Raw genomic sequence first — 23,224 nt, 5'->3', positions numbered from 1 at the left:
GCCTGTCGGCGGACCGCCCAATCCGATCCTGGTGGCGCGATCGAACTGGAAGCGGTGGTAGGCGGGGCGATCGTACCGATCCAGTTCGCGTCGAACGCGCACATCACCTGGTGTCAGCTTCGGCACCCAATGTGCCACCGGTACAGCGTGATAGAAGCAGTGGGCGACGATCAGGTTACGTGTCGGGCCGGGCGGTGGCGACGAGCCCGCTGATCAGCATGTCCAGCATCCGCTGGAAGTCTGCCTCCGGGTCGGCGGACGGCAGGGTCTGCAGCAGCCGGCTGAAATCGGGCAGTTGTGCCGGGTCGATCCGGTCTCGGTATACCGTGACCTGCTGGTCGGTATGGGTCTGTTGATCGGTGGTGAACCCGGCGGTTGACAGCAGGAGCGAGCCGAAGATCACGTTGTTCACCGCGCCGAGCGCGCATCGCAGGTCGTTGTCCTGGAATCCGGCCTCGTGCAGGGCTGCGGCCAGGTCGTTGATCGGCCGCAGCGCCCGCGTTGACGTCGGGTTGGATTGGTCGGTGACCAGTGCCAGCGGCACCATCGGGTGGCGGCGCAGTGCGCGGTGCATGCTCGTGGCCACAGCGCGAACCTGGTCCGGCCACGGCAGCGCCGGGTCTGGGGAGTCGATCTCGCTGAACACTCGCTCGCAGATCCCGTCGAGGACATCAGCTTTGCTCGATACGTGGTTGTAGAGCGACATCGCCTCGACCCCCAGCGATTTCGCCAGCCTGCGCATCGATAGTCCGGCCAAGCCGTGCTCGCCGGCCACGGCCAGGGCTGCGTCCAGGATCCGCTCCCGGCTCAACGGTGCGCGATGGGGCCTCTGTTGTCTCTGGTCTCCGTGAACCACTTGACAGAGCTTACAGTGTAAGTCTGTACTTACAGCGTAAGTACGCAACCTAGACGGGGAGATTGATCCGTGATCGACGTACTGGTAGTGGGGGCAGGGCCGGTCGGATTACTGCTGGCCGGCGAGTTGAAACTGGGCGGGGCGGAGCCGCTGGTGCTCGAGGCGGCCGACGCCGCCGAGCGCCGGTCGCGCAGCCTTGGCCTGCGCGGCATCAATGGGCGCAGCGCCCAGACGCTGGCGCTGCGTGGGCTGACCGGACCACTGGCCAAGGCGCAGTGGGAGATGCTCGATCAGTTTGCCGCCGCGAGCGATCCCGATAGTGCGGATGCGGTCGGCACGTTGGTGCCCCTGCTCGCGCAAGGCAGGGCCCGGGGACACTTCAGCGGGCTGCCGCTCGTCGAGGACGACGAACCGAGCGGCATCGCTGGGAACCTCCTGCTCAAACAGCATCTGCTGGAACGGATTCTGGCCGACCGGGCGCGGGAGCTCGGCGTCCGGATCCGGTCCGGCTGTGCGGTCGTCGATGTCGTCGACGAGGGCGACACCGTGACGGCGGTGCTGGCCGACGGCCGTCGCTTCCGTGCGGCATACCTGGTCGGGTGCGATGGCGGCCGCAGCGTCGTCCGTAAGCGGGCCGGCATCGACTTCCCTGGCACGCCGCCGACGATGACCGGGCGCACCGCGGTGGCCGACCTCGCCGACCCGGAAGGCATTTCGTCATCGCTGCGCAGTTCAGGTGGGGTGGTCAATCTGTCGCTGGTACCTGGTGAGATCGCCACCATCGAATTCGACGGCGGGCCCGACGGGTGTGACCTGCCGGTGACGGCCGAGGAGATGCAGGCCAGCATCCGGCGGGCGAGCGGAGTCGAGGCGGTCGTCACCGCGTTCGAGGTCGGGATTCGGTACAGCGACAACACTCGCCAGGCTGCGGACTACCGGCGCGGCCGGATCCTGCTCGCCGGTGACGCTGCCCACGTCCACTCGCCGATCGGTGGTCAAGGGCTCAACCTCGGTCTGCAGGACGCGGTGAACCTGGGATGGAAGCTTGCGCTCGTGACCGGTGGCCGTGCGCCGCAGCGACTGCTGGACACCTACACCGCCGAACGGCACCCGGTGGCGACCCGCGTCCTGCGCAACACCCGGGCCCAAGTTGCGTTGATGCGCCCCGGACCACAGGTAGACGGGCTACGTGAGGTGCTGCACGAGGTGCTGGCGATCCCGGATGCCATGCGGCACTTCATAGCAATGGCCAACGGCACCGATATCGACTACGCGCCGACGGCGGCACACCCGTTGGTCGGCCGGTTCGTTCCGGCCTTGGAGCTGACCGGCTCCGGTCCAGTGACGGCGCTGCTGCGGGATGGACGCGGGCTGTTGCTGGACCTGGGCAACTCGGCCGAAATCTGCTCCATCGCAGCGGGTTTCACCGATCGAGTCCGGGTTGTCAACGCCCGAACTACCGCGTCCGACGATCTTGCCGCCCTGCTGATCCGCCCCGACGGCTACGTCGCGTGGGCGTCGGCGGACGCCGATCCGGCTGGCCTCATCGACGCGCTCACCGGCTGGTTCGGGTCACCGACCGACGCGTCCGTGATTGCCTGAACTCGGCCGCCGGTCGGCGAAGATGCGTGGCTGGAGCGATTGCGCCGGCGATGTGGCGCGTGTGTTCGCGCGGCACCATCGGTTCGTCCACGGCCGGTATATGCCGTAGACGGTCTTCGGAGGCGGGAAGTCGTGGGGCAACTGCGCCCAGGCGGTCCCGAGGCATCCACGCCGACCGGCAACCGAGTTCTCAGATTCCCACTGGGTCGCTGTCGTTGATCAAGACCGGCTCGCGGTCGTTTCGCCGACGGCGGGTGGAACCGTCAGCCGACGCGGCGGTAGGTACTCCGACGCGGTTGGGTACCGGTGCCGGGCCAGTTGCGCTTGTTGAGCTGCTTATCGACGGCGTTGATCACCTCGGTGACGCCGATCCGCAGCAGGCCGGGGTCGGGGGTGTCGGCGTCGGGATCGCCGAGTTGACCGGCCCAGAGGACTACATGCCGGTTCAGCAGATGCGGTGGCGGTCCACCCCAGCGCGGCGGGGTCGGGCCGAAGATCTGGACGGTGCGCGTGCCGAACGCGGTGGCCAGGTGGGCGACGCCGGTGTCGCCGCTGATCACGAGGCCTGCCTCGGCGACGGTGGCGGCCAGTTCGATCAGGTTCTGTTCCCCGGCCAGCACCCGGCCAATCGGCAGGCCCGCGCGCGCGGCGATGTTCAGCGCGATCTCGCGTTCGTATTCATCCCCGGTGAGCACGACCTCGCGACCGAGCACAAGCAGATGCCGGACCACGGCCGCGAATCGATCGGCCGGCCAGCGCCGTGCCGGTGCACCCGCGCCGACGTGCACGACGACGCAGTCCCGATGGCTGGTCGTCGACACCGGCGGCACCAGGCCGAGATTGCGCCGGTCCGCGACGATCCCGTCGGATTCGAGCAGATGGCACCAGCGGTCGACATCGTGCATGTCCGTCTGCCACTCCGGGCCGTCCAGTTCGGGGAACGCCGGATTGCGGTAGCTGAGGATCCGTCCCGGGTCCGTCTTCTCCAGTTGCACAATGCTTTCGGTGCTCGGCCCGTGCAGGTTGACGGCGAGTTGCGGGCCGGGCGCGTCCCAGCGAAGTCCGCCGAGTTCGGCGGTCGGCACCATCGCGTCCACCGAGGCGATCAGGTCGACGATCGGCTTGAGCCGGTGCGGCGCGGCGAGCACGATGCGGTCGTGTGGCTTGGCGCGGCGCAGCGCACGGAGCGCCGGGACCCCGGTGAGTAGATCACCAAGGCCCCGTGCCTGCAGCACGAGTACAACCGCCACCCTCTTCTCCTAGCCACCCGAGACTCACGATTTCCGACCCACCCGCTCACCCCATGGGCGTATACGACGAGAGTCACTTAGGGATGACTACCCGAGCCAAACCGGCGATAAACCCCGCTAGCGATCGCCCCGTGTGCGTTAGCGCACTAACCTCGTGTCATGACCTCCCGGCTCAACCCGTACCTCAGTTTCGGCGACACGGCCCGCGCAGCTCTGGAGTTCTACCGCGACGTGTTCGGCGGCACCCTGACCATCAGCACTTTCAGCGAATTCAGTGATCAGGAGGCCCCCGGCGCGGACCTGGTCATGCACGGCATCCTGGAGACTCCCAGCGGCTTCACGTTGATGGCCGCGGACACCCCGCCCGGCATGGAATACAAACCGGGAAGCAGCATTTCGATCAGTCTCAGTGGCGAGGACGCCGCGGAGCTGCATGGTTACTGGGACCGGTTGTCGGAGGCCGGCACGGTGTCGGTGCCGCTGGAAAAGCAGATGTGGGGCGACGAGTTCGGCCTGTGCCAGGACCGGTACGGCGTCACGTGGATGGTCAATGTCGTGGCCCCCGCGGCGGCGAACTCGGGCGCGTCGACCGCCGACGGAACGGTCGGTTAGCCTGCCGCACCTGCCCGACCGGCGGAAATTCGATGGGCAAGCCCACTGGACTCGCTTGAGCTAATATCCAGGAAACCTCGCTGACAGGGCATAGCATCGGATTATGACGACAAACAGCGTGCTCGAGGGTCCTTTGCAGTCTCTTGCCCGCAGTGCGTGGCAAACCGTTCTGGTCACCGGCTTACTCTCGGTGATCCTCGGTGTGATCATTCTCGCCTGGCCAGGCGTGACACTCTTGGCGGCGGGCGTCCTGTTCGGTATCTACCTGGTGGTCAGCGGTTTTCTGCAGTTGATGGCCGCGTTCGGCGCACCGGCGAGCACCGGGATGCGGGTGCTCGCCTTCATCAGCGGCGTGCTGTCCATCGCCATCGGTGTCTTCTGCTTCCGTGACGAGTTGACTTCGATTCTGTTGCTTGCCATTTGGATCGGGATCGGCTGGTTGTTCCGTGGTGTGGCCGCGGTGGTCATCGCGCTGTCCGAGCCTGCCGTGCCCGGCCGCGGGTTGGCCATCTTCTTCGGCGTGATCACCGTGATCGCGGGCATCGTGCTGATCGCCTGGCCGTTGACGTCGGTGGCGACACTGGCGATCGTGGTCGGCATCTGGCTGGTCGTGCTCGGCATCATGGAGGTCATCGTGGCGTTCGGAATTCGCAAGGACGCCAAGGCGATCCACGGAGCTGGTATCTGACGGATTCACTCGGCCCGCGGCCGCCGCGTCGATTCGGCGCGGCGGCCGCCGTGTGTCCGGGACCTTCACGCACATCGTGCAGGCAGCAACTCCGGGCGTTTGGGTTCCCGGTCGGATATCCCGCGCGGGCGGCGCCCGATCCACGGTGCCAGGTAGTGGATGGTCCAGCGGAACTCCGTCGCGACCGTCTCGGTGCGGGACGGGTGGACAGGTGGTGACGGTTCACGCCAGGTGTCGTCGGCGCCGGGGACCGCGAGTGCGGCGGCGAGTGCGGCGACGATGTCGTGGCCGACCGGGCTCAGGTGCAGGCGATCCTCGTCCACGCGGCGGGCTGGGTGGCGAAGCGATCGGCCCAGCCGCCGTATCCGCCGTTGCCGTCGGGATCACCGATGCCTTCGGTCTGGCTGTCGCCTAGGGCGACGAAACGGGCGAACGAGTGTCCTGGGGTCGGCTCCACGTTGAGCTTCTGTGGTGTCGTCGGACGGGAATGCCCCAGCGGCGCCCCGCTTTTCGGCTCATCGTCGCACGCGTTCAGAGCGGCCGGAATCCCGACCCGACGCCGCCGCCTCGATCGATATCGTCGAGCACCATGCCGATCTGGGTCGCCACGGCCGGATCGTGCAGCGGCGCGAACGAGGGTTTGCAGACCATGTCGAATACGGTGACGCCGACCAGTTGCACGCCGATATGCCCGACGTTCATCCCGACCAGCCGGTCGCCGATGGTCACCGGTCCGCCGGAATCGCCTGGCTGGGAACAGGATTGGTTCTGGAACCACCACCGATGCGTGTCCCATACGACGCCGCAGTTGTATCCGGTCGTCCGCCCGTTCTTGCACACCACATCGCCCTGCCGCGGTGGGGTCCCGATGCCGCCGATCAGCGTCGCGGCCACCTGACGGACCGGCTCGACCTTGGCGCGATCGAACTCGAGCACCGCGTAATCGTTGTAATGATCGACCGCCGCGACGGTGCCGACGACCCCCGCGTCCGGCGTCCGCTCCGCCCGCACCGACATGCCGATTTCCGTGCAGTGTCCGGCGGTGAGCCCGACCAGCCGGTCCGCGCGGTCATATCCGATCGTGGTCAACGTGCACACCCCGCGCCCGAGCAGAATCCCCGAACCACCGCCGAGCGATGCCACCGCCTCGCCCGTCGCAACCCCCGGTATCCCAACAGCGGCGAACGTCAGCACCACCGCACCGAGCGCCATTCGAATCCCAAACCGTCCCAGAGCAACCATGTCGCACCCTTCATCCAATGGATGTATCAGGTCACGATCATTCGTCCACGCACATTATTTCAGACCGACCGGTCTCAACGCCCCCCGATACCCGTTCCGTAACCAGATCTTGGGCGAAGCGCAACCGCCATCCCGCTGGAGAGACCGTCGAACGGGACATGGTGGCGGCGACGCGCCGGGAAATGCCGCCACCATGTCCCGCTCGATGGATCAGAGGAATTCGGTGAGGTGGGTCAGTAAGGCTTCGGGGCGTTCTTCGGCGATGAAGTGTCCGCAGTCGGGGATGGCGGCGCCGCGTACGTCTTCGGCGTAGTCGCGCCAAACATCCAGTGCGGGAATCTCTTCGAGGAAGCTGGACGCGCCCCACAGCACCAGCACGGGCATGGTGAGGAGGTGACCCGCGTCGGTGTTGTCGTGTTCGGTGTCGAGGTCGGCGGCGCGGTAGTCGTCGAAGCCCGCGCGCAATGCGCCGGGTGTGCTGAAGGCGCGGATGTATTCGTCGATCGCTTCGCCGGGTAGGCCGTGCCGGTTGACTGTCCAGGTCTCGAAGAAGTAGCGCAGGTAGCCGGGAATGTCATGGCCGACAAGGCGTTCCGGCAGATCCGGTTGCAGGTGGAACAGCCAGTGGAAGTAGCGGCGGCCGAGCGCGGCGTCCATTCGGCGCCAGGTCTCCCTGGTGGGAATGATGTCGAGCACGGCGAGTTTGCGGACCTGGTCCGGGCGATCCAGCGCCCACCGATGCGCCACCCGCGCGCCGCGGTCATGCCCGACGACCGCCGCCGAGGTGAAACCCAGCGATTCGATCAGCGCGGCCACATCGGCGGCCATGCCACGCTTGTCGTAGCCGGTGGTCGGTTTGTCGGTGTACCCGTAACCGCGCAGGTCGGGGGCGATCACGGTGTGCTGCTCGGCCAGCGCCGGCAGGACCTTACGCCAGCAGTAGCCGGTCTGTGGCCAGCCGTGCAACAGCACCAGCGCCGGACCCGACCCCGCCCGGCGATAGTGCATGTGAATGCCGTTGACGGTGGCGACCCCGCGGTTGATCTCGACCATATGAGCATTCTCGGTCGGGCCGGACTTCGACGGCAGCGAAATCGCGTCAACAGCCTGCGCTGGCTGCGAATGTTGCGGTGGCGGACGGACTCCGGGTGACCCGTCGGAGTTGATCACGACGCGGGAGTGGCGGCCGCCGGCGTTGTCGGAGGCGGCAGCGTGGTGGGAGCCGGGGCGTTCGATGTCGTCACGGGCGGTGTGCTCGAGATGATGACAGGCGGTGTGGTCTTCGGTTTCTGGGGTTCGGGGCAGACGCCGGTTTGTTCGCCGATGCTGTTGATTTCGGCATTGGCGCGTGGGTCGCCCGCGTAGTTGATGCGGTCGGTGCACTTGACGTAGGCGGGTGGTCTTTGCGGTTCGGGGCAGACGCCGGTTTGTTCGCCGATGCTGTTGATTTCGGCGTTCGCGCGTGGGTCGCCCGCGTAGTTGATGCGGTCGGTGCACTTGACGTAGTCGTCGGCTGGGGGTTGGGGTGCGTCGGGTGCCGGGGGTTCCGGTGCGGCCGCCGCAGGCCCGGAGGCACCTTGTCCCGGGGCGCCTTGTCCGGGGACGCCTTGTCCGGGGACGCCTTGTCCGGGGGCCGGTGCGGCTTGACCGGGTGTGGGTTGCGTGCTGGTCGGCTTAGGCGTCGTCGTGGCACTCGCGAGCGGTGTCCGTGTGGCAGCCGGTTGATCGGTGCCGCCGGACGAACATCCGGTAAGCGCAAGAAACATCGCCGCGAGCACTAATAAGACCGCCGCAACAGTGACGTGCACGAATCTCGTGCGGAACATAACTCCTCCTGATACCCCGCCCTGGTCGATCCGAAGACGGGTAGATCGCGAATAACTCTGCGGCCATTACTGTTCGGGCCGCGACGAAGTGTTGGTGCGCTATCGGCCGCCGAAGCCGGATCTCGCGGTTGGTCGCGTTGAAACGGGCGGGCGACGTATGAGCTGGGTCATCGGCTTGTCCGCATCACACTGCTGCTGCGTCAGGTCGCGAGCATCGAACTCGGGTGCGGTGCACGTGATTTCGGTCTGATAGGACGGCCGCAGCGTGAGGCCGCGCGCGTTGAGCCTGCCGTCGGCGCAGGGATCACACCGTCGCAGAAGCAGGCTGTGTGCGTCGAATCTGCTGTTGGCGCAGGTAGTTTCGTCCTGAGCGGCCGGACGTGGCGCTAGGTTGTGGGCGTCGAACCCGCCGTAATGGAGAGTGATTGCGTTCTTGTCAGAGGCCCGTGGTGCTCGTCCGCACACGCCAAACCTGCCGTCGGCGTAGGGATCGCAGGGCCGCAGGGGCAGGCTGTGTGCGTCGAACTCAGGTGCGGTGCACGTGAGTCCGGTCTGATCGCGCGGTCTCGGCGCCAGGTCGCGCGCGTTGAGTCCGCTGTCGGGGGCGACGATTTCGGCCTGATCGGACGGCCATCGTGCGTGGTTGCGCGCACCGAACCTGTTGCGGCGGGCACCATGCGGCCGCAACGCGCGGTTGTTCGAGTCGAGCTTGTTGTCGGTAGGGGTGATTCCAGTCTGATCAAGCGGCCGCAGCGTCAGTTTGTGCGAGTCGAATCCGCTGTTGGGGCGGGCGGTTTCGTCCTGAGCAGCCGGACATGGCGCTAGGTTGTGGGCACAGTAGGGGGCAGTGATTTCGTTCTCGTGAGAAGCCCGGGGCGCTCGTCCGCACACGCCAAACCTGACATCGGCGCAGCGATCGCACGGCCGCAGGGGCAGGTTGGATGCGTCGAATTCGCGGGCGGTGCAGGTGATTCTGCTCTGATTGCACGGACGCAGCGCGAGGCTGGGCGTGTTGAGTCCGCCGTCGGCGCGGGGATGACATGGTCGCAGGGGTAGGTTGTGTGCGTCGAATTCGTGGGCGGTGCAGGTGATTCTGCTCTGATCGCACGACTGCGGCGCTAGGTTGCGCGCGGTGAGTCCGCTGTCGGCAAAGATGGTTTCGATCGGGCTCATCCGATACTGAATTCGGGTGAGCCGCAGACATGCGGCGTCGAGCGTCGTTTCATCATGGCCCCCTCGTGCCGCGGTCTCCGCGTGCCAATTCGGCACCCCCGCTCAACCCTAATCGTCTGAGCCGATGACGAGCAGACACCAAAATCACGGGGTCGGCGCACCACACCAGATCTGCTGACCTGCGACTACGAAGTCACAAGGCGATAGTCGCGCGGACGAGGTTGTGGTCGGACAGGCCGTCCGCGTCCTCGACGATCACCTCACGTACCGTCGCATCGCGCACGACCACGTGATCGATGAACTGCGACTTCGCACCTGAGGTACGCGGACGGGTCGGCAGCGCGTCGGGGGACGGTTCGGCGACGGTGAACCCCTCACCGAGACTCGACGCGACGGTTTCCCTGTCGATGTTGAAATCGCCGAGCAGCACCGCCGCGTATTCCGGTGTGGCACAAGCCACTTCGGCTAACCGTGCGAGCTGTTTGGCGCGCCGCCGGTCCCCGGTCACATGCGTGGCGATGACCACCGCGCCACCCGTACTGACGGCCAGCGCACCTTTGCCTGGATCGTCGGCGAAGGACTCGGCGACGATCTCCCGGCTCGGTCCCTCGATGATGAGCACCAGATGCTCACTCGGATCCCGTAGCGCGCTGGCGTGCCTGCGCGCGGTCGGCACGCGCTGATACTGCATGGCATGGACCGTCCGGTCGGGCAACGCGGCGCGCAGGCTGAACAATTGGTCACCGCTGACCTCCTGCAGCGCGATGACCCGCTCGGTCCGTGCCGCCACCCGCGCGGTGACCGCGTCGATGCGAGCCGCCTCGTCCGGCCACCGGCTGGAGACGTCCTCGTACCAATTCTCGGCGTGGATGCGGTGCAGAACGTTCCACGTGGCAACGGTGATCACAGATCGCGATGCTAGGGGACCGCGTTCGAACGCCGTCTGCCGGAGCGGTATCTGCCCCACTGATGCCTGGCGCGCATCGGTGGGCCGGGTGATCGGTTGGCCGTCGATCAGGTCGAAGTCGATGCGGCACCGCTGCTTTCGTCGGTAATACGATCGAGGCGTGGGAACAGGATCTCTCTGATCAACAGCAGTACGGCCGCGGCAACCGGAATGGCGAGCAGGGCGCCGATGATGCCGAGCAGCGCGCCACCCAATAGTACGGCGACGACCGTCACCACAGCGGGAACTTGAACCGTGCGTCCCATGATCTTCGGTGCAAGCAGGTAGTCCTCCACCAGTCGCAGGAACACGAAGAACCCGATGGTGGCGAGGCTGACCGGCAGTGACACCGTCAGCGCGACCACCGCGATGATCACTCCGGCCAGTGTCGAGCCGACCAGCGGGATCAGATCCAGCACTGCGACGAGTACCGAAAGCACCAGCGCGAACGGGACATCGAAGGTGAGCAACCAGATGAAGGTGAGCGTCGCGGTGATCAGCGAGATCAGCAGATTGCCGAGCACGTAACCGCCGACCTTGGCGAAGATGGCATCCCCGATCAGGATGGCGCGCGGTCGTCTCGCGTGTGGAAAGAATCGGTACACGTAGGCGCGCAGTTTGGGAAAGTTCGCCGAGAAGTAGGCGGTGAGTACCGCGACGATCACGGTGCTGGTGATCGCGCCGAACACGACTTTGCCCGCGCCGAGCAGTCCGCTGGTCCACGAGGTATCGCTGGCGATGCCCTCTTTCAGCTTGTCGTCGAGATGGAGTCGCTGCGAGGTGCTGCGCACGATCGGGTAGGTCTGCTCCAGATGCCGCAGTTGGTCGGGCGCGTGGTCGATGAGCGCTCTGCCCTGATCGATCAGCGGTGTGATCGCGGCGGCGAGGAATCCGGCGAACCCGGCGAGCACGCACACGAACACGATCGTCACGGCGACGCTGCGCCGGACCCGGTGCCTGGTCATCCAGGAGACCACCGGTTCGATGCCGACCGCCAAGAAAAGCGCGGCGACCACCAGTACCAGCGCGTCGCGCGCGTCGAGGAGTAGCCGGGCGAAGCCGACGGTGACGATGACGCCCGCGGCGCCGGCCATGCCGATCATGAACGGGGACCAGCGATCGAATCGCTTGCCCGGCTTGCCGAGTGGATGTTTCGAGGTGCTGATCGCGGCGGCGTCGGCCTCGGCCGCGGAGATGACTGCGGGTTCGTCCGCGAGATGGGGTTGGCCGACCCAGTGGCTGTGGCCCTCTTCGGCCGTGCCGTCGTCCACGGACTTGTCTGTCGAATCGTTCACCGAGCGGGATCTCCTGTCGCCTCGCCACTGTGGCGGAGGGTGGTGGCTGCCTACCCCGCGCGGTATCTATAAAACATGATCTATGCAAACATCGCAATCTATGCATATGATGTCAGGCATGAGCGCAGAGGGTAGAGGCGAGCACGGGCATGGGGCCGCATTGCTGGGGGAGCGGTCGGAACTGATCTTCGCGATCGCCTCCGGCGTCACTTACGCCGCAGGCATGACGGCGAAGTACCTGGTGTCCGCGCCGGAGTGGGTGGCGATCGCGTTATTCGCGGCCACCTACTTCTTCGGCGGCTACTTCACCATCCGCACCGCGATCACTACTGTGCGCCGCGGGCGATTCGAGGTCGACTTCCTGATGCTGGTCGCGGCAGTCGGCGCGGCCATGGTCGGCAAGTGGGCCGAAGGTTCGGTGCTGCTGTTCCTGTTCAGCCTCGGGCACGCGCTCGAGGAGTATGCGATGGGGCGCGCGCAGCGCTCGATCGAGGCGCTCGCCGAACTCGCACCGGCCACCGCGCTGGTGCGTGGTCCCGACGGTACGGTGCGCGAGGTCGAGGTGGACTCGCTCGCCATCGGGGATGTGGTTGTCGTGCTGCCGAATTCGCGGCTGGCCGCGGATGGTGTGGTGGTCGACGGTGTGAGTAGCGTCGACGAGTCGTCGGTGACCGGTGAGAGTATTCCGGTGGAGAAGGCGCCGATCGCCGACGCCGCCGCCGCGCTGGCGAGTAGTACAGCCGTACCAGAGTTGCATCGGGTGTTCGCTGGCACGATGAACGGTTCCGGCGCGATGGACGTTCTGGTGACCAGTCGCGCCGCGGACAGCATGCTGGCCAGGGTCATCACGATGGTGCGTGAGGCCGATACGCAGAAGTCGCCCACGCAGCGGTTCATCGATCGGTTCCAGCTGTTCTACGTGCCTGTCGTGCTCGCAGGAGTGCTCGGCGTACTCGGCTTCGGTGTGATCGCCGGGTCGGAACCGTTCGCCGACAGCTTCTATCGCGCGATGGTCGTCCTGGTAGCCGCCAGCCCGTGTGCGCTGGCGATCGCCACTCCGAGTGCGGTGCTGGCCGGGATCGCGCGGGCCGCGCAGGCCGGTGTGCTCGCCAAGGGTGGTGGGCCGCTGGAGACCCTCGGTCGTGTGCGGTCGATGGCGTTCGACAAGACTGGCACGCTTACCTGGGGGCAGCCGAAGGTTACCGATATCGTCCCGGTCCGTCCGGAACTACGCGATGAGATGATCGCGACGCTGTTCGCGGTCGAGTCCTACAGCGACCATCCCTTGGCCAGTGCGATCACCCGCGACCTCGCGCAACTGGTGCCCGCGGCCGCCGAACGGACTGCGACTTCAGTGAATTCGGTGACCGGTCGCGGCGTCACCGCTCTGGTCGACGGCCGCGCCACCGAGGTCGGCAACCGCACCATGTTCTTCGAACTCGATCCCGAGGGTTTGCCCAGCGAGATCGTCCGGATCGTCGACGAGCTACACGAGCGCGGCCGCACCACCATGATCGTCCGGCACGCGGGTGTGTACCTGGGTGTTGTCGGCGTCATGGACATCCCGCGCGCCGAGGCGGCCCCGGTTGTCGCCCAACTGCGCGCACTCGGCATCGACGACATCGTCCTCATCTCCGGGGACAACCAGCGCGTCGCCGACGCCGTCGCCGCCGACATGGGCCTCGACGCCGCGCACGGCGGCCTGCTCCCCGAGGACAAGGTCACCATGATCGGCAAACTCGGCGGCCGCAACGGCACCGCCATGGTCGGCGACGGCGTCAACGACGCCCCCGCCATGGTCAACGCCTCCGTCGGCATCGCCATGGGCGCAAGCGGTTCCGCCGTCGCCCTGGAAACCGCCGACATCGCCCTGATGGTCGACGACATAGGCCGCCTACCTTTCGCCGTAGCCCTCAGCCGCCGCACCGCCCGCATCATCCGCCAAAACCTCACCTTCTCCCTCCTGATAGTCGCCGCCCTGGTCCCCGCCACACTCCTCGGCCTCCCCATCGGCCCAGCCGTCTTCATCCACGAAGGATCCACCCTTCTTGTCGTAGCAAACGCCTTACGCCTCTTGCGTTTTTGCCGTGGCGCCGAGCACGAAGGAATCGACCACGAGCCCAGGCCCGCCACCGACTGAAAGCCGTTCCGACTAACGGAACCGCTCCGATGCGAAGTCCTCGCTGCCGATGCGAAGCTCTTGCTGCCGATGCGAAGCTCTCGCTTCCGCTGCCGATGCCCTCGCTTCCGTAAGAGCGGCTGTCGAGCGGGACTTGCCTGCACGCCGAAATGTTAATGAGCTCGCGCGAGTGGCTGTTCTGCGATGTAGGACAGGCGATCTGGTCGCCGAGTGGGACTGGCTACGCCGAACTACGACCAACGTCCGCTCCCCGGACCGGCGGGCGCGATCTGGGTATCGAGCGGGACATGGTGGCGGCGACACGCCGTCCGATGCCGCCACCATGTCCCGTTTCGTCTCACAAGAGATGGTGGCGTCGAGCACGGCCAGGCTGCTACCCGGATGAAGTCGCTGTTTACTGGACGGAACCTGGCTCGGATGAGTCGCCCGGGTTGCTCCTGCGTCGAGTGGGACATGGTGGCGGCGACACACCGTTCGATGCCGCCATCATGTCCCGTTTCGTCTCGGCTGCTGTGGCGAGGGGACCGGCCACGGCCAGCCTGCTTCCGGATGAAGTCGCTGTTTGCCGTGCGGAACCGGGCTCGGATAAGTGGTCCCGGTGGCTCCTGCGTTAAGTAGGACATGGTGGCTGCGACATTGAAAGCGCTCGAGAACAGCACCACAGCCAGTCCCTCCGTCGAAAACTCGCACGTCCCATCACCAGGCTGCGGAAGAGAAGGCCGGGAACGCCACTCAACGTGCCCAGCACTACCCGGGTATCGCACGAAGGGTCATCAACTCGCGGAGTGCAGACCCGGGTTTCTCTGAGTACGCGATTCTGGGCGAGTGGTCGGATAACTGGCAAGCAACCAGCGCAGGTGGTCCCATCAGTGGCAACAGGTGGTCCCGTGATCAGGTTCTGGCGTAAAAAGTGCGATCTTGCTGTTCAGGGCTCGTGTGTTGCTGCGGGATAGATCTGGTCCGAAAGTTGTTGCCGCGCTTGGGTGGTCTACTGATCAGCGATGTCCGCTGGGAAGTGATGGAGTGGTCGTTGAAGCATCCGTATGCCCGATCACCCTGGCGGGCCACACTCTGGCTGTCATACGCTCCCCTGCGCAGGCGGGGATAATCCGTACTTGGTCGGATAGTGTTGCGGCCGAAAGCCGATAAATCATTCAGGGGGAACTATGTCTGCGGAAGTCGTTGGGGCTCAGACGGAGTCGCATTTGCTGGGGCAGATTGCGCAGGCTGCGTCGCAGGCGGAGCTGGGGCAGCATCGTTCGGTGCATCTGGCCGGTCCGTCGCCGCATCGGAACGACTTGCGAAATGCCATCCTGGCCGTAGTGGTACTGGTACCGGTCACGCTGGTCGGCGTGGTCACAAAGGCCCCGTGGGCGATGTTTTCGGCAATCGGCGCGGCGATCTTCGGGCTGGCCTTGCTCGTTGTGGTTCTGCAGAGCAGGCCCTACCTTGTCGCGGATCGTTGTCTGCGGCTCGATCTGTACGAGCGTGGTCTGGTGGCGGTGCAGCGCGGTGGCCTGCGGGTGGTGCGTTACGCGAACACCTCGGTGCGGCAGTCGATCACCACGTTCCAACGCACCGGGCGCACCGAATACCGCTACCGGATCACCGATATCGCCGGGGCGCAGGTCGAGCTTCGTGGAAACCTCGAGCACCCGCAGGACTGGGGGCCGGCAATCCAGAGCGGGGTCGCCGACGCCCAGACACCGATGATGTGGTCTACGGTGCAGAGCGGGCAGCGAGTCGAATTCGGTCCCTTCTGGATGACGCTGTCGGAGTTCGGTTCCGCGCGGAAGTCTGTGCCGTGGAACCAGATCGAGCGGATCAAGATCGGCGATGGCTCAGTTGTTGTGGCTGTGGTGGGACAGCTATTGATCATGGCGTCCGCCGAGGTGCGCGACATCCCGAACTTTCTCATCTTCCGCGCCTTGGCCGCTCATCTGTGCAAGATGCACGGACGCGAAGACGCCATGCCTGCGTAGCCGACTGTGATCCGCACGGTGCTGGGGCCAGCGTGACCAACATCAGGTGAGAACCGATCTGAATGAAATCGTGTCATCCGCCCAGATGTTGAACCGTTGCGTAATCACATTGTTTGCGCCAGAACCCGTGAACATGGGACCACCGGTTCTGAAGTGGGTCCCTTCCTCCTGGTAGCCGACAGCTGGTCGCGTCGCTGGTGGTACCCGGCTTTATTTATCAGTCAGGTGCGCGGCGTGGTCATCTGGCTGTAGTTGCGTTCCGCCTGTGAAAGGTATGCGCGGTCTGTGAGTTCGGCGTGCGAGGTTCGGTGGAGCGAGTCAGGCGCCGATCAGCAGCACTGCGTCGGTACCGGCGCGAGCTCGGGCTGGTCCTCGGCGTCCGGGATCTGCACCCTTTCTTGGGGATTCGCACTGGTTGTGGGCGCCTAGAGGGGGTGGATTCCCGTGTTGGGGTGCTGAATGCGGGTTGGTTTCAAGATCATGGGGAACTGGTGGCGGCGGCTTCTCGAACTTTGCCGCCACCAGTTCCCCATGATCTTGAAAGGATGGCTCGGCGGTCGGGTTGTTGTGTGATCGCGGCTGGCGATCGGCCGTGCAGAGCGACCCAGCCCAGTGCGGCGCGCACTCTGCGGTCAACAGGACGTGGTGTGCGACGGCCGCGCCCGGGTGACACTCATCGTGATGACGCCTGCGCCGAGGGTTTACCTGTCGACAAGGTGGCCGTCGAGGAGGACTTGGCCGCGCCGAGATGCGAGTGGTGACGGGCTGGGCGGGTTCGCTGGTCATCGGTTACTGCCCGTCAAGTGCGACATCGCCTGCACCACTGTCATGTCCACCATCGACACTCGCCTCTGGGCCCCAGCGCGAGCTATCGATGCTGTCCATTTGATGAACCTGGCCGGATGGTTTGAGCATTGAGCGGGGCGTGGATCTGGCGATACGCGGTTGGGTGACGCGGCGAGGTCCCGTTGAGAGAGTGCAAGACGGCGGGGCGGGTCGGTGTTGAGACGACCAGCAAGGTTCTGCCGTGGGCACGGATCGTGTCGTGGGTCACTGTCGGACCGCCCCGCAAGGCTCTGGGTCGACGCGGTCGGCCCCAAACCCGTGACGGTTCAGTGGTGGATGTCGCGGACATCGATCGTGGAGTTGGACGTGGGGCAGAATTCGGCATGGGGGCGGGGATTATGCGCGTCGACACGGAATCTCCACATTTGGTGCCGGACCTCTCCACAGCGGGTGGCTAGGGTTCCGAGCATGGAACAGAGCGGAGCGGCTGGGGGACAGCTGGCGCGGCGGATTCTGGTGGTCGATGACGAGGTGACCATCGCGGAGTCTGTGGCGGTGCGGCTGCGGGCCGAGGGGTTCACGGTGGACTTGGCGCATGACGGACCGGGTGCCGTGGCCGCGGCTTCGGCGCTCGCACCCGATCTGGTGGTGCTCGATGTGATGTTGCCGGGGTTCGACGGGCTCGAGGTGTGCAGGCGGATCCAAGCGGAGCGCTCGGTGCCGGTGCTGATGTTGACCGCACGCACCGACGAGACGGACCAACTCGTCGGACTCGGCGTCGGCGCGGACGACTACCTGACCAAACCGTTCTCCCTGCGCGTCCTCACCGCCCGCGTGCACGCACTGCTGCGCCGCATGGACCGCGCCGCCGACCGCGACGGCGACACCATCATCGTCGGCGACCTGCGCATCGATGTCGACCAACGCCGAGTCTGGCGTGCCGACGTCGAAGCCCAGCTCACCCCACTCGAATTCGACCTACTCGCCCGCCTGGCCCGTCGCCCCCGAGTCGTCTTGGCCCGCGAACGGTTACTCGAAGAGGTCTGGGACTGGGCCGATGCCGCAGGAACCCGAGCCGTCGACAGTCACGTCAAGGCATTGCGCCGCAAGCTCGGCGCCGACCTGATCCGCACCGTGCATGGCGTCGGCTATGCGCTGGAGGCGCGATGAACCGCACACACCGTATTGCGGATGACAAGGGATCGATTGCCGACGGGACGGTCAGCGGCAAGGGCCCTACCGTCAGCGAACGTCTGCGCGTGCTGTCGGACAAAGTGGCTGAACTGCTGCCACGTCCACTGGATCCCGTGCGATCGATCAAGGTGAAACTGGCCATCCTGATGCTGTGCGCCGGGGGAATCGCGTTCGGCTTCTTCCGAATCAAGATCGGATGGTTGCCGCCGAAGACCACCCTGACCGCGATGGCGATCGCCCTGGTGACCTCGCAGTTCCTCGCCCACGGGATCACCAGGCCGCTGCGTGAGATGACGGCGGCGGCCAAGCGAATGGCGCACGGCGACTACACGCGGCGGGTGCGGGCGAGTTCGCGAGACGAGGTCGGGCAGCTCGCCGAAGCGTTCAACCAGATGGCCGCGGATCTGGCGGCCGCCGACCAGCAGCGCCGCGACCTCATCGCGAACGTCTCGCACGAACTGCGCACACCGATCACCGCGCTCAACGCCGTGCTGGAGAACCTCGTCGACGGCGTCTCCGAACCCGACCCCAAAACACTGCGCACCGCCCTCGCCCAGACCGAACGGCTGAGCCTGCTCGTCTCCGAACTGCTCGACCTGTCCAGCATCGAGGCGGGCGCCTTCCCCCTCGACCGCGAAAAGCTCGACGTCGCACCGCTGTTGGCGGAGGTCGTGGCCGAGGCGGAGGTCGCCGCCGTGGCACTGGGCCGTGGCGTTCGATTCACTACCGACGTACAGCCAAGCACCGCAAGCGTATTCGCCGACCGTGCACGTTTGCATCAAGTGCTACTCAACCTGCTAGACAACGCCGCACGGCACGGCCCGGCAGGCGGCGAGGTCCGCCTCACCGCCCGCCAGCACCCCGGCCAACTGGTGATCGAGGTGGCCGACGACGGCCCCGGCATCCCACGCGCCGAACGCGCCCGCGTCTTCGACCGCTTCACCCGCGGCGGCCGCACCGACGGCGGCGGCACCGGTCTCGGCCTCGCCATCTCCCGCTGGATCGTCGACCTACACGGCGGCACCATCGCCGTCGCAGACCCCGGCTCCCGCATCCGCGTGGTCCTACCCGACCACTAGCGAACCAGTCACACCACCAACCCGGACCGCTCGAGGTCCCGGGGCGATCCCGCACACCCTCAGGAGGGGAACCATGTCCGAAACACCCGAATCAGGAACTCCGGAACCGCGTCGGTCCGAACCGGGTCAGTCCGGACCAGGTCAGCCGAAACTAGGTCGGTCCGAACCAGGTTGGCCGGAACCGGGTCAGCCGGAACTAGGTCGGTCCGAACCAGGTTGGCCGGAACCGGGTCAGCCGGAACCGGGTCAGCCGGAACTAAATCAGCCGGAACTGGGTCGGTCCGAACCGGGTTGGCCCGAGCTAGGTCGATCCGAACCGGGTTGGCCGGAACCAGGTCCGCCTGAACCGGGTCAGCCGGAACTAAATCAGCCGGAACTGGGTCGGTCCGAACCAGGTCAGCCCGAACCAGGTCGGTCCGAACTGGGTTGGCCGGAACTAGGTCGGCCCGAACCAGGCCGGCTGGAACCAGGTCGGTCCGAACCGCACCGGCCGGAACCGTCGCTGGCCACACCTGCGGCGAGCTATTGGGCACGCCCCGAATCGGGTTCGAAGCATGCGGCCTTCACCGAATCTGTGGCCGAGCATGCGGGACCCGTCTCCGGGGGCACACTATTGGCCGACCCACCACAGACTGGCACCCGATCGACGGACCCGATTTCGCCCCCTCCACCGACACCTCCGCCCGTCCCTGCCTATCCGCCGATGCGCATGCCTCCGCCGCCGAAGTGGCGCCGCGTCGCCAGCCCAACCGGCGTCCTCCCCGCGGCTTGCCTCGCCGGATTCACCGGCGCGGCGTTGATCCCGTTGGATCGTCCCGGAATCGGCTGGCTACTCACCGGATCGGTCGCCGTCGGCGCGGTGTACCTGGTCGATCGGAACGCCCGCAGGTCAGGGAAGCAGGCGACCGGAACGCGGGCCGCGAGCGAAAACGACGGGACCGCAGCAGAAACGGGGACCGCTGTCGGCGCAGCCGATGCCTTACCGACACCGTCTGCGGCGACACTACCTACACGGAGGCCAACAGCGCCGACGGCATCTGCGCGGACGGCATCTGCGCGGACGGCATCTGCGCGGACGGCATCTGCGCGGACGGCATCTGCGCGGACGGCATCTGCGCGGACGGCATCTGCGCGGACGGCATCTGCGCCGACGGCATCTGCGCCGACGGCACCTACACCGACACCGTCTGCGCAGACGTCGAATCCCGGAGGGGAGGATTCGACAACCAGCCCTCAGACGGACATGAACCAAAGCCTCACTGCCCGCGAGAGGGCGGCGAAGTCGCAACCCGATCAACCCAGGAAAGGCGCAGGCTCGGCAGGAGGTAGCTGCCGAGAAGAGACGAAGTCGAAAGCTGATGCGTCGGAGTCAGATTCCGGAGCCGCGCGAATCGCACCAGCCGATGCCACTGATGTGGGGCTTCCAGAGGCGAGTTCGGATGTCGGATCGACCGATTCGATTACCGAGGCCGCGCTGATCGCCCCGGACGATCCCGCCGATGCGAGTTCGGATCGCGGGGCTGCGCTGATTGTCCCGGCCGATGCTCCTGATGTGCGGCCTGCGGAGGCGAAGTCGTATCTCGGGTCGACCGAATCTATTCGCAGGGCTGCCCTGGTCGCCCCGGGCGATGCCACCGATGCCCGGCCTGCGAATTCGGCTATCGGATCGGTCGATTCGATAGCCCGTGCGGCGGGGGTTTCCACCGACGATGTGCATCCGACTGGGGCGAATCCGCAGCCAAGTGAGCTTGCCGCAACTAGTCCGGGAGCTGCGAGCGAGGGGAATGCCGATGCGATGGTGCCGAATTCCGCACTCACCCCGACGGAGCCGATCACGGCGGCAACCGCCACCACCTCGACACGTGTAGCGCGCGGCGGACTCGGGGAGAAGTCCGCGCGGATCTGGTGGACGGGAATGCTGCTGGCGCTCTTGGCCGTCGGCACCTTCCGTGCGGCGGGCTGGTTGTTCACTCTGTGCGTGCTGGCAGCGTGTGTAGCCGGGTCGCTGGCGGTCGTGGGGCGGCGGTCGGCGAACGGGGTGGTGTCCGATGTGATCGCCTTGCCTCTTGCGGCATTGGTCGGTTTGCCGTGGGTGTATGCGACGGTCGAACGGATGCGGGGTGGTAAGTCGCGGCGGGAGCGGGGTGTCGCGCTGTCGGTGATCGTCACGCTCGCGTTGCTCGCGGTGTTCGTTCCGTTGCTCGGTGGTGCCGATGCGACGTTCGCGAAGCTGCTGGAGTCGGTGACGCCGGAGTTCGACGGTGTCTTGATGGTTCAGTGGATCGTGTTGTTCGCGGTGGTCGGGCTTGGTGCGGTTGGCGCGTTGTATGTGCTGGCCGGTCCGCCGATGCCGGCGACGGAAACCGCTGGCGGAGGTCGGTCGCTGCGACGCGTGGAGTGGGCGCTGCCGGTCGGTGCGCTCACCGTGCTGTTCGCGGTGTTCGTCGGTGCGCAGTTCGTGGCGCTGTTCGGTGGCGACGACTATGTGCAGCGCACAGCCGGGCTGACCTATGCCGAATACGCGCGCAGCGGGTTCTGGCAGCTGTCGGCGGTCACCATCCTGACGCTCGCGGTGATCCTGGTTGTCTTGCGCTGGGCCGCGAAAGACTCGGCGGCGGCCCGGTTGTGGTTGCGTGTGCTGCTGTGCGCGGTGGGTGTGCTGTCGCTGATCATCGTCGCCTCCGCACTCGGCCGCATGTGGACCTACCAGCAGGCATACGGCTTCACCGTGCTCCGGCTGCTGGTCGAGGTCTGCGAACTGTGGCTCGGCCTGGTGTATCTGCTGGTGCTCGCGGCGGTGCTGCGCCTGCGCCGGATGTGGTTGTCGCGCGCGATGATCGGCACCGCCATGGCGACCCTGCTCGCACTGGCCGTCCTGAATCCGGAACGCCTCATCGCCGACAAGAACATCGACAACTTGCAGCAGGGCAAGCCCTTCGACACCGAATACCTGACCCAACTCTCACCCGACATCCTGCCCGCGACCGATCGGCTGCCCGAACCCCTGCGCACCGAAGTACGCGACCGGGTCCTGTACCGCCTCGACCATGACACCTGGCACAGTTGGAACCTGTCTCGCTCGACTGCCAGGAGGTAGTAGCCCGGCGTTTGATCGCATGATGCATGGCGGCGTCGAGAAGTGTCGGGCGATGGCGAATCCGTTGGGCGGGTCGACAGGCTCGCCCGATACTGCTGACGTGGACTCGGGATAGGGTGAACCGGTTGGAGGTGAGCGACGCCAGCGACTGGGGAGGGAATTGTCTTGCGGACGAGGCTATTTCGATATGTTTCTGTTCTGGTCCTGCTGGCGTTGACCACGGTGGACGGCATTGCCCGAGCTGAACCGGTTCCGCCGCAACAGGGTTCGGTAGTCGTAGCCCTGCCGGAGCCAACCGGCGCTGATGCGATCGGCGTGGTGGATCTGCATCTGGTCGATACCGCGCGGCGCGATCCGTATAGCCCGGCCGTCGCGCGTGAGCTGATGGTCAGCATCTGGTACCCCGCCACCGACGTGGCGGGAGTGCCTGTGCGGCAATGGCTCTCGCCCAGCCTTACCCAGATATATGCCGATAGTCTTGCTCCGGTCGGTGCGCCGTCGACGGAGCGCTTGACGTTGGCGCCCAGTCACGGCCACATCGATGCGGCTGCGGAGATGTCTCGTGGGCGCCGCCCGGTGGTTATGTTCTCGCCGGGCAAGGGGATGCCGCGTGAGCTGAGCACCGCGCAGGCCGAAGATCTTGCCAGTCACGGTTTTGTCGTGGTCGCGCTGAGCCACACTCACGAAACGGCGACGGAATTCCCCGGCGGCCGGATCGAACAGAGCGCTCTGGCACCGACCCACGGCGACGACGAGGCCCAGGGCGCTACCGCATTAGCGACGCGGGTTGCCGACACCCGGTTTGTGCTCGACAAGCTCGTCGACATCACCGCAGGGGACAATCCGGACGCCGACCAGCACCCGCTGCCCGCCAACCTCGCCCGAGTACTCGACGTATCGAAGGTCGGTATGTTCGGGCATTCCCTGGGCGGCGCCACCGCGGCCCAGGCCATGCACGACGATCCCCGGATCGCGGCGGCGGCTGACCTCGATGGCCGCCTCTGGGGCTCGGTCGTCACCGACGGGCTGGACCGCCCGTTCATGCTCATCAACCGCGAAGGCCACGACCGTGCCGACATCCCGGGTGTGAAACAGTTCTGGGCCACCGGTCACGGACCGAAACTCAATTTCCGGCTCAACGGCACGCAACATCTTTCGTTCTGCGACAACCAGCTGATCGCCGCTCCACTTGTCGCCGCGGGCCTGATCCCCTCCGCTGTCGCGGCCCAGCTGGTCGGCACCATCGATCCGCGCGTCTCGCTCGATCTGCAGCGCGGCTACCTACGCAGCTTCTTCGACACGACGCTGGGCAGATACAACGATCTCACCCAGACACCGGCCACCTTGCTACACCCCGAAATGGTCCCGGTTCCCTAGACACTTTCGGCCAACCCCTCCGGCGAGGTCGGCCTGCCCCAGCTCCCAACGACGGCGTCATGGCTCGCCGCAACGAGGC

Annotated in this window: 19 protein-coding genes; 9 read left to right on the top strand and 10 right to left on the bottom strand. The window is 66.3% G+C overall.

The genetic code is table 11. The features are described from left to right. Window positions 1–175 precede the first annotated feature (175 nt). Complete coding sequence (locus OG203_RS02565) at window positions 176–811, bottom strand: TetR/AcrR family transcriptional regulator (protein WP_405164026.1); 636 nt, start codon at window positions 809–811, stop codon at window positions 176–178. A gap of 114 nt (window positions 812–925) precedes the next feature. Here OG203_RS02565 and OG203_RS02560 point away from each other — a divergent pair, with 114 nt between their 5' ends. Continuing rightward, complete coding sequence (locus OG203_RS02560) at window positions 926–2,458, top strand: FAD-dependent oxidoreductase (protein ID WP_405164025.1); 1,533 nt, start codon at window positions 926–928, stop codon at window positions 2,456–2,458. A gap of 263 nt (window positions 2,459–2,721) precedes the next feature. Here the strand turns inward: OG203_RS02560 and OG203_RS02555 are convergent, their stop codons facing one another. Next, entirely contained in the window at window positions 2,722–3,708 is a 987-nt protein-coding gene (locus OG203_RS02555; protein ID WP_405164024.1) for a glycosyltransferase family 9 protein, read from the bottom strand. A gap of 159 nt (window positions 3,709–3,867) precedes the next feature. Between OG203_RS02555 and OG203_RS02550 the strand changes: the two genes are divergently transcribed. Then, window positions 3,868–4,320 (top strand): VOC family protein, encoded by a 453-nt coding sequence (locus OG203_RS02550; RefSeq protein WP_405164023.1) that lies wholly within the window; start codon window positions 3,868–3,870, stop codon window positions 4,318–4,320. A gap of 103 nt (window positions 4,321–4,423) precedes the next feature. After that, complete coding sequence (locus OG203_RS02545) at window positions 4,424–5,008, top strand: HdeD family acid-resistance protein (protein ID WP_405164022.1); 585 nt, start codon at window positions 4,424–4,426, stop codon at window positions 5,006–5,008. A gap of 65 nt (window positions 5,009–5,073) precedes the next feature. Here OG203_RS02545 and OG203_RS02540 read toward each other — a convergent pair whose 3' ends face one another. The 7 genes from OG203_RS02540 to OG203_RS02510 form a co-directional block, all read right to left on the bottom strand. Further along, window positions 5,074–5,331, bottom strand: coding sequence for a hypothetical protein (locus OG203_RS02540; RefSeq protein WP_405164021.1), 258 nt, complete (start codon window positions 5,329–5,331; stop codon window positions 5,074–5,076). Then, the gene (locus OG203_RS02535) at window positions 5,307–5,465 is read right to left on the bottom strand and encodes a hypothetical protein (RefSeq protein WP_405164020.1); all 159 of its coding nucleotides are present in this window, start codon (window positions 5,463–5,465) and stop codon (window positions 5,307–5,309) included. Before OG203_RS02535 ends, OG203_RS02540 begins: the two co-directional genes overlap by 25 nt. 74 nt (window positions 5,466–5,539) lie before the next feature. Next, a complete protein-coding gene (locus tag OG203_RS02530) occupies window positions 5,540–6,250 on the bottom strand; it encodes a hypothetical protein (protein ID WP_405164019.1) in 711 nt (236 codons plus the stop codon). Window positions 6,251–6,460: 210 nt separating this feature from the next. Further along, window positions 6,461–7,303 carry an alpha/beta fold hydrolase gene (locus tag OG203_RS02525; RefSeq protein ID WP_405164018.1) on the bottom strand — a complete coding sequence of 281 codons (843 nt, stop codon included), beginning with the start codon at window positions 7,301–7,303 and terminating at the stop codon, window positions 6,461–6,463. Window positions 7,304–7,416: 113 nt separating this feature from the next. Then, complete coding sequence (locus OG203_RS02520; protein ID WP_405164017.1) at window positions 7,417–8,076, bottom strand: hypothetical protein; 660 nt, start codon at window positions 8,074–8,076, stop codon at window positions 7,417–7,419. Window positions 8,077–9,442: 1,366 nt separating this feature from the next. After that, a complete protein-coding gene (locus OG203_RS02515; protein ID WP_405164016.1) occupies window positions 9,443–10,156 on the bottom strand; it encodes an endonuclease/exonuclease/phosphatase family protein in 714 nt (237 codons plus the stop codon). A 107-nt stretch (window positions 10,157–10,263) separates the two neighbouring features. After that, window positions 10,264–11,490 carry an AI-2E family transporter gene (locus OG203_RS02510; protein ID WP_405164015.1) on the bottom strand — a complete coding sequence of 409 codons (1,227 nt, stop codon included), beginning with the start codon at window positions 11,488–11,490 and terminating at the stop codon, window positions 10,264–10,266. Window positions 11,491–11,608: 118 nt separating this feature from the next. On the opposite strand from OG203_RS02510, the gene OG203_RS02505 reads away from it, so the two are divergent. The 4 genes from OG203_RS02505 to OG203_RS02490 all read left to right on the top strand — a co-directional run bounded on the left by OG203_RS02505 (window position 11,609) and on the right by OG203_RS02490 (window position 18,671). Next, the gene (locus OG203_RS02505) at window positions 11,609–13,630 is read left to right on the top strand and encodes a heavy metal translocating P-type ATPase (protein WP_405164014.1); all 2,022 of its coding nucleotides are present in this window, start codon (window positions 11,609–11,611) and stop codon (window positions 13,628–13,630) included. 1,205 nt (window positions 13,631–14,835) lie between these two features. Next, complete coding sequence (locus tag OG203_RS02500; protein WP_405164013.1) at window positions 14,836–15,612, top strand: DUF6585 family protein; 777 nt, start codon at window positions 14,836–14,838, stop codon at window positions 15,610–15,612. A gap of 1,254 nt (window positions 15,613–16,866) precedes the next feature. Then, window positions 16,867–17,568 carry a response regulator gene (locus OG203_RS02495; protein WP_405164012.1) on the top strand — a complete coding sequence of 234 codons (702 nt, stop codon included), beginning with the start codon at window positions 16,867–16,869 and terminating at the stop codon, window positions 17,566–17,568. Then, window positions 17,565–18,671: an ATP-binding protein gene (locus OG203_RS02490; protein ID WP_405164011.1), complete on the top strand. Its 1,107-nt coding sequence runs from the start codon at window positions 17,565–17,567 to the stop codon at window positions 18,669–18,671. Before OG203_RS02495 ends, OG203_RS02490 begins: the two co-directional genes overlap by 4 nt. 1,007 nt (window positions 18,672–19,678) lie before the next feature. Here the strand turns inward: OG203_RS02490 and OG203_RS02485 are convergent. Next, window positions 19,679–19,843: a hypothetical protein gene (locus OG203_RS02485; protein ID WP_405164010.1), complete on the bottom strand. Its 165-nt coding sequence runs from the start codon at window positions 19,841–19,843 to the stop codon at window positions 19,679–19,681. 623 nt (window positions 19,844–20,466) lie between these two features. On the opposite strand from OG203_RS02485, the gene OG203_RS02480 reads away from it, so the two are divergent. Both OG203_RS02480 and OG203_RS02475 read left to right on the top strand, forming a co-directional pair. After that, window positions 20,467–21,768 carry a DUF4153 domain-containing protein gene (locus tag OG203_RS02480; protein WP_405164009.1) on the top strand — a complete coding sequence of 434 codons (1,302 nt, stop codon included), beginning with the start codon at window positions 20,467–20,469 and terminating at the stop codon, window positions 21,766–21,768. Window positions 21,769–21,933: 165 nt separating this feature from the next. After that, on the top strand, window positions 21,934–23,145 hold the full coding sequence (locus OG203_RS02475) for an alpha/beta hydrolase family protein (protein ID WP_405164008.1): 1,212 nt from the start codon (window positions 21,934–21,936) through the stop codon (window positions 23,143–23,145). Window positions 23,146–23,224 lie beyond the last annotated feature (79 nt).

Source organism: Nocardia sp. NBC_01499 (assembly GCF_045040275.1).
Classification (GTDB): Bacteria; Actinomycetota; Actinomycetes; order Mycobacteriales; family Mycobacteriaceae; genus Nocardia.
The sequence above is the reverse complement of the archived record's forward strand: the minus strand, read 5'-3'. Positions and strand labels throughout refer to the sequence as shown.

Coding starts and splice junctions, on each gene's coding strand:
- OG203_RS02550 (WP_405164023.1), top strand. CDS start 3,868: ATGACCTCCCGGCTCAACCCGTACCTCAGTTTCGGCGACACGGCCCGC.
- OG203_RS02545 (WP_405164022.1), top strand. CDS start 4,424: ATGACGACAAACAGCGTGCTCGAGGGTCCTTTGCAGTCTCTTGCCCGC.
- OG203_RS02530 (WP_405164019.1), bottom strand. CDS start 6,250: ATGGTTGCTCTGGGACGGTTTGGGATTCGAATGGCGCTCGGTGCGGTG.
- OG203_RS02525 (WP_405164018.1), bottom strand. CDS start 7,303: ATGGTCGAGATCAACCGCGGGGTCGCCACCGTCAACGGCATTCACATG.
- OG203_RS02520 (WP_405164017.1), bottom strand. CDS start 8,076: ATGTTCCGCACGAGATTCGTGCACGTCACTGTTGCGGCGGTCTTATTA.
- OG203_RS02505 (WP_405164014.1), top strand. CDS start 11,609: ATGAGCGCAGAGGGTAGAGGCGAGCACGGGCATGGGGCCGCATTGCTG.
- OG203_RS02495 (WP_405164012.1), top strand. CDS start 16,867: ATGGAACAGAGCGGAGCGGCTGGGGGACAGCTGGCGCGGCGGATTCTG.
- OG203_RS02490 (WP_405164011.1), top strand. CDS start 17,565: ATGAACCGCACACACCGTATTGCGGATGACAAGGGATCGATTGCCGAC.
- OG203_RS02480 (WP_405164009.1), top strand. CDS start 20,467: ATGGTGCCGAATTCCGCACTCACCCCGACGGAGCCGATCACGGCGGCA.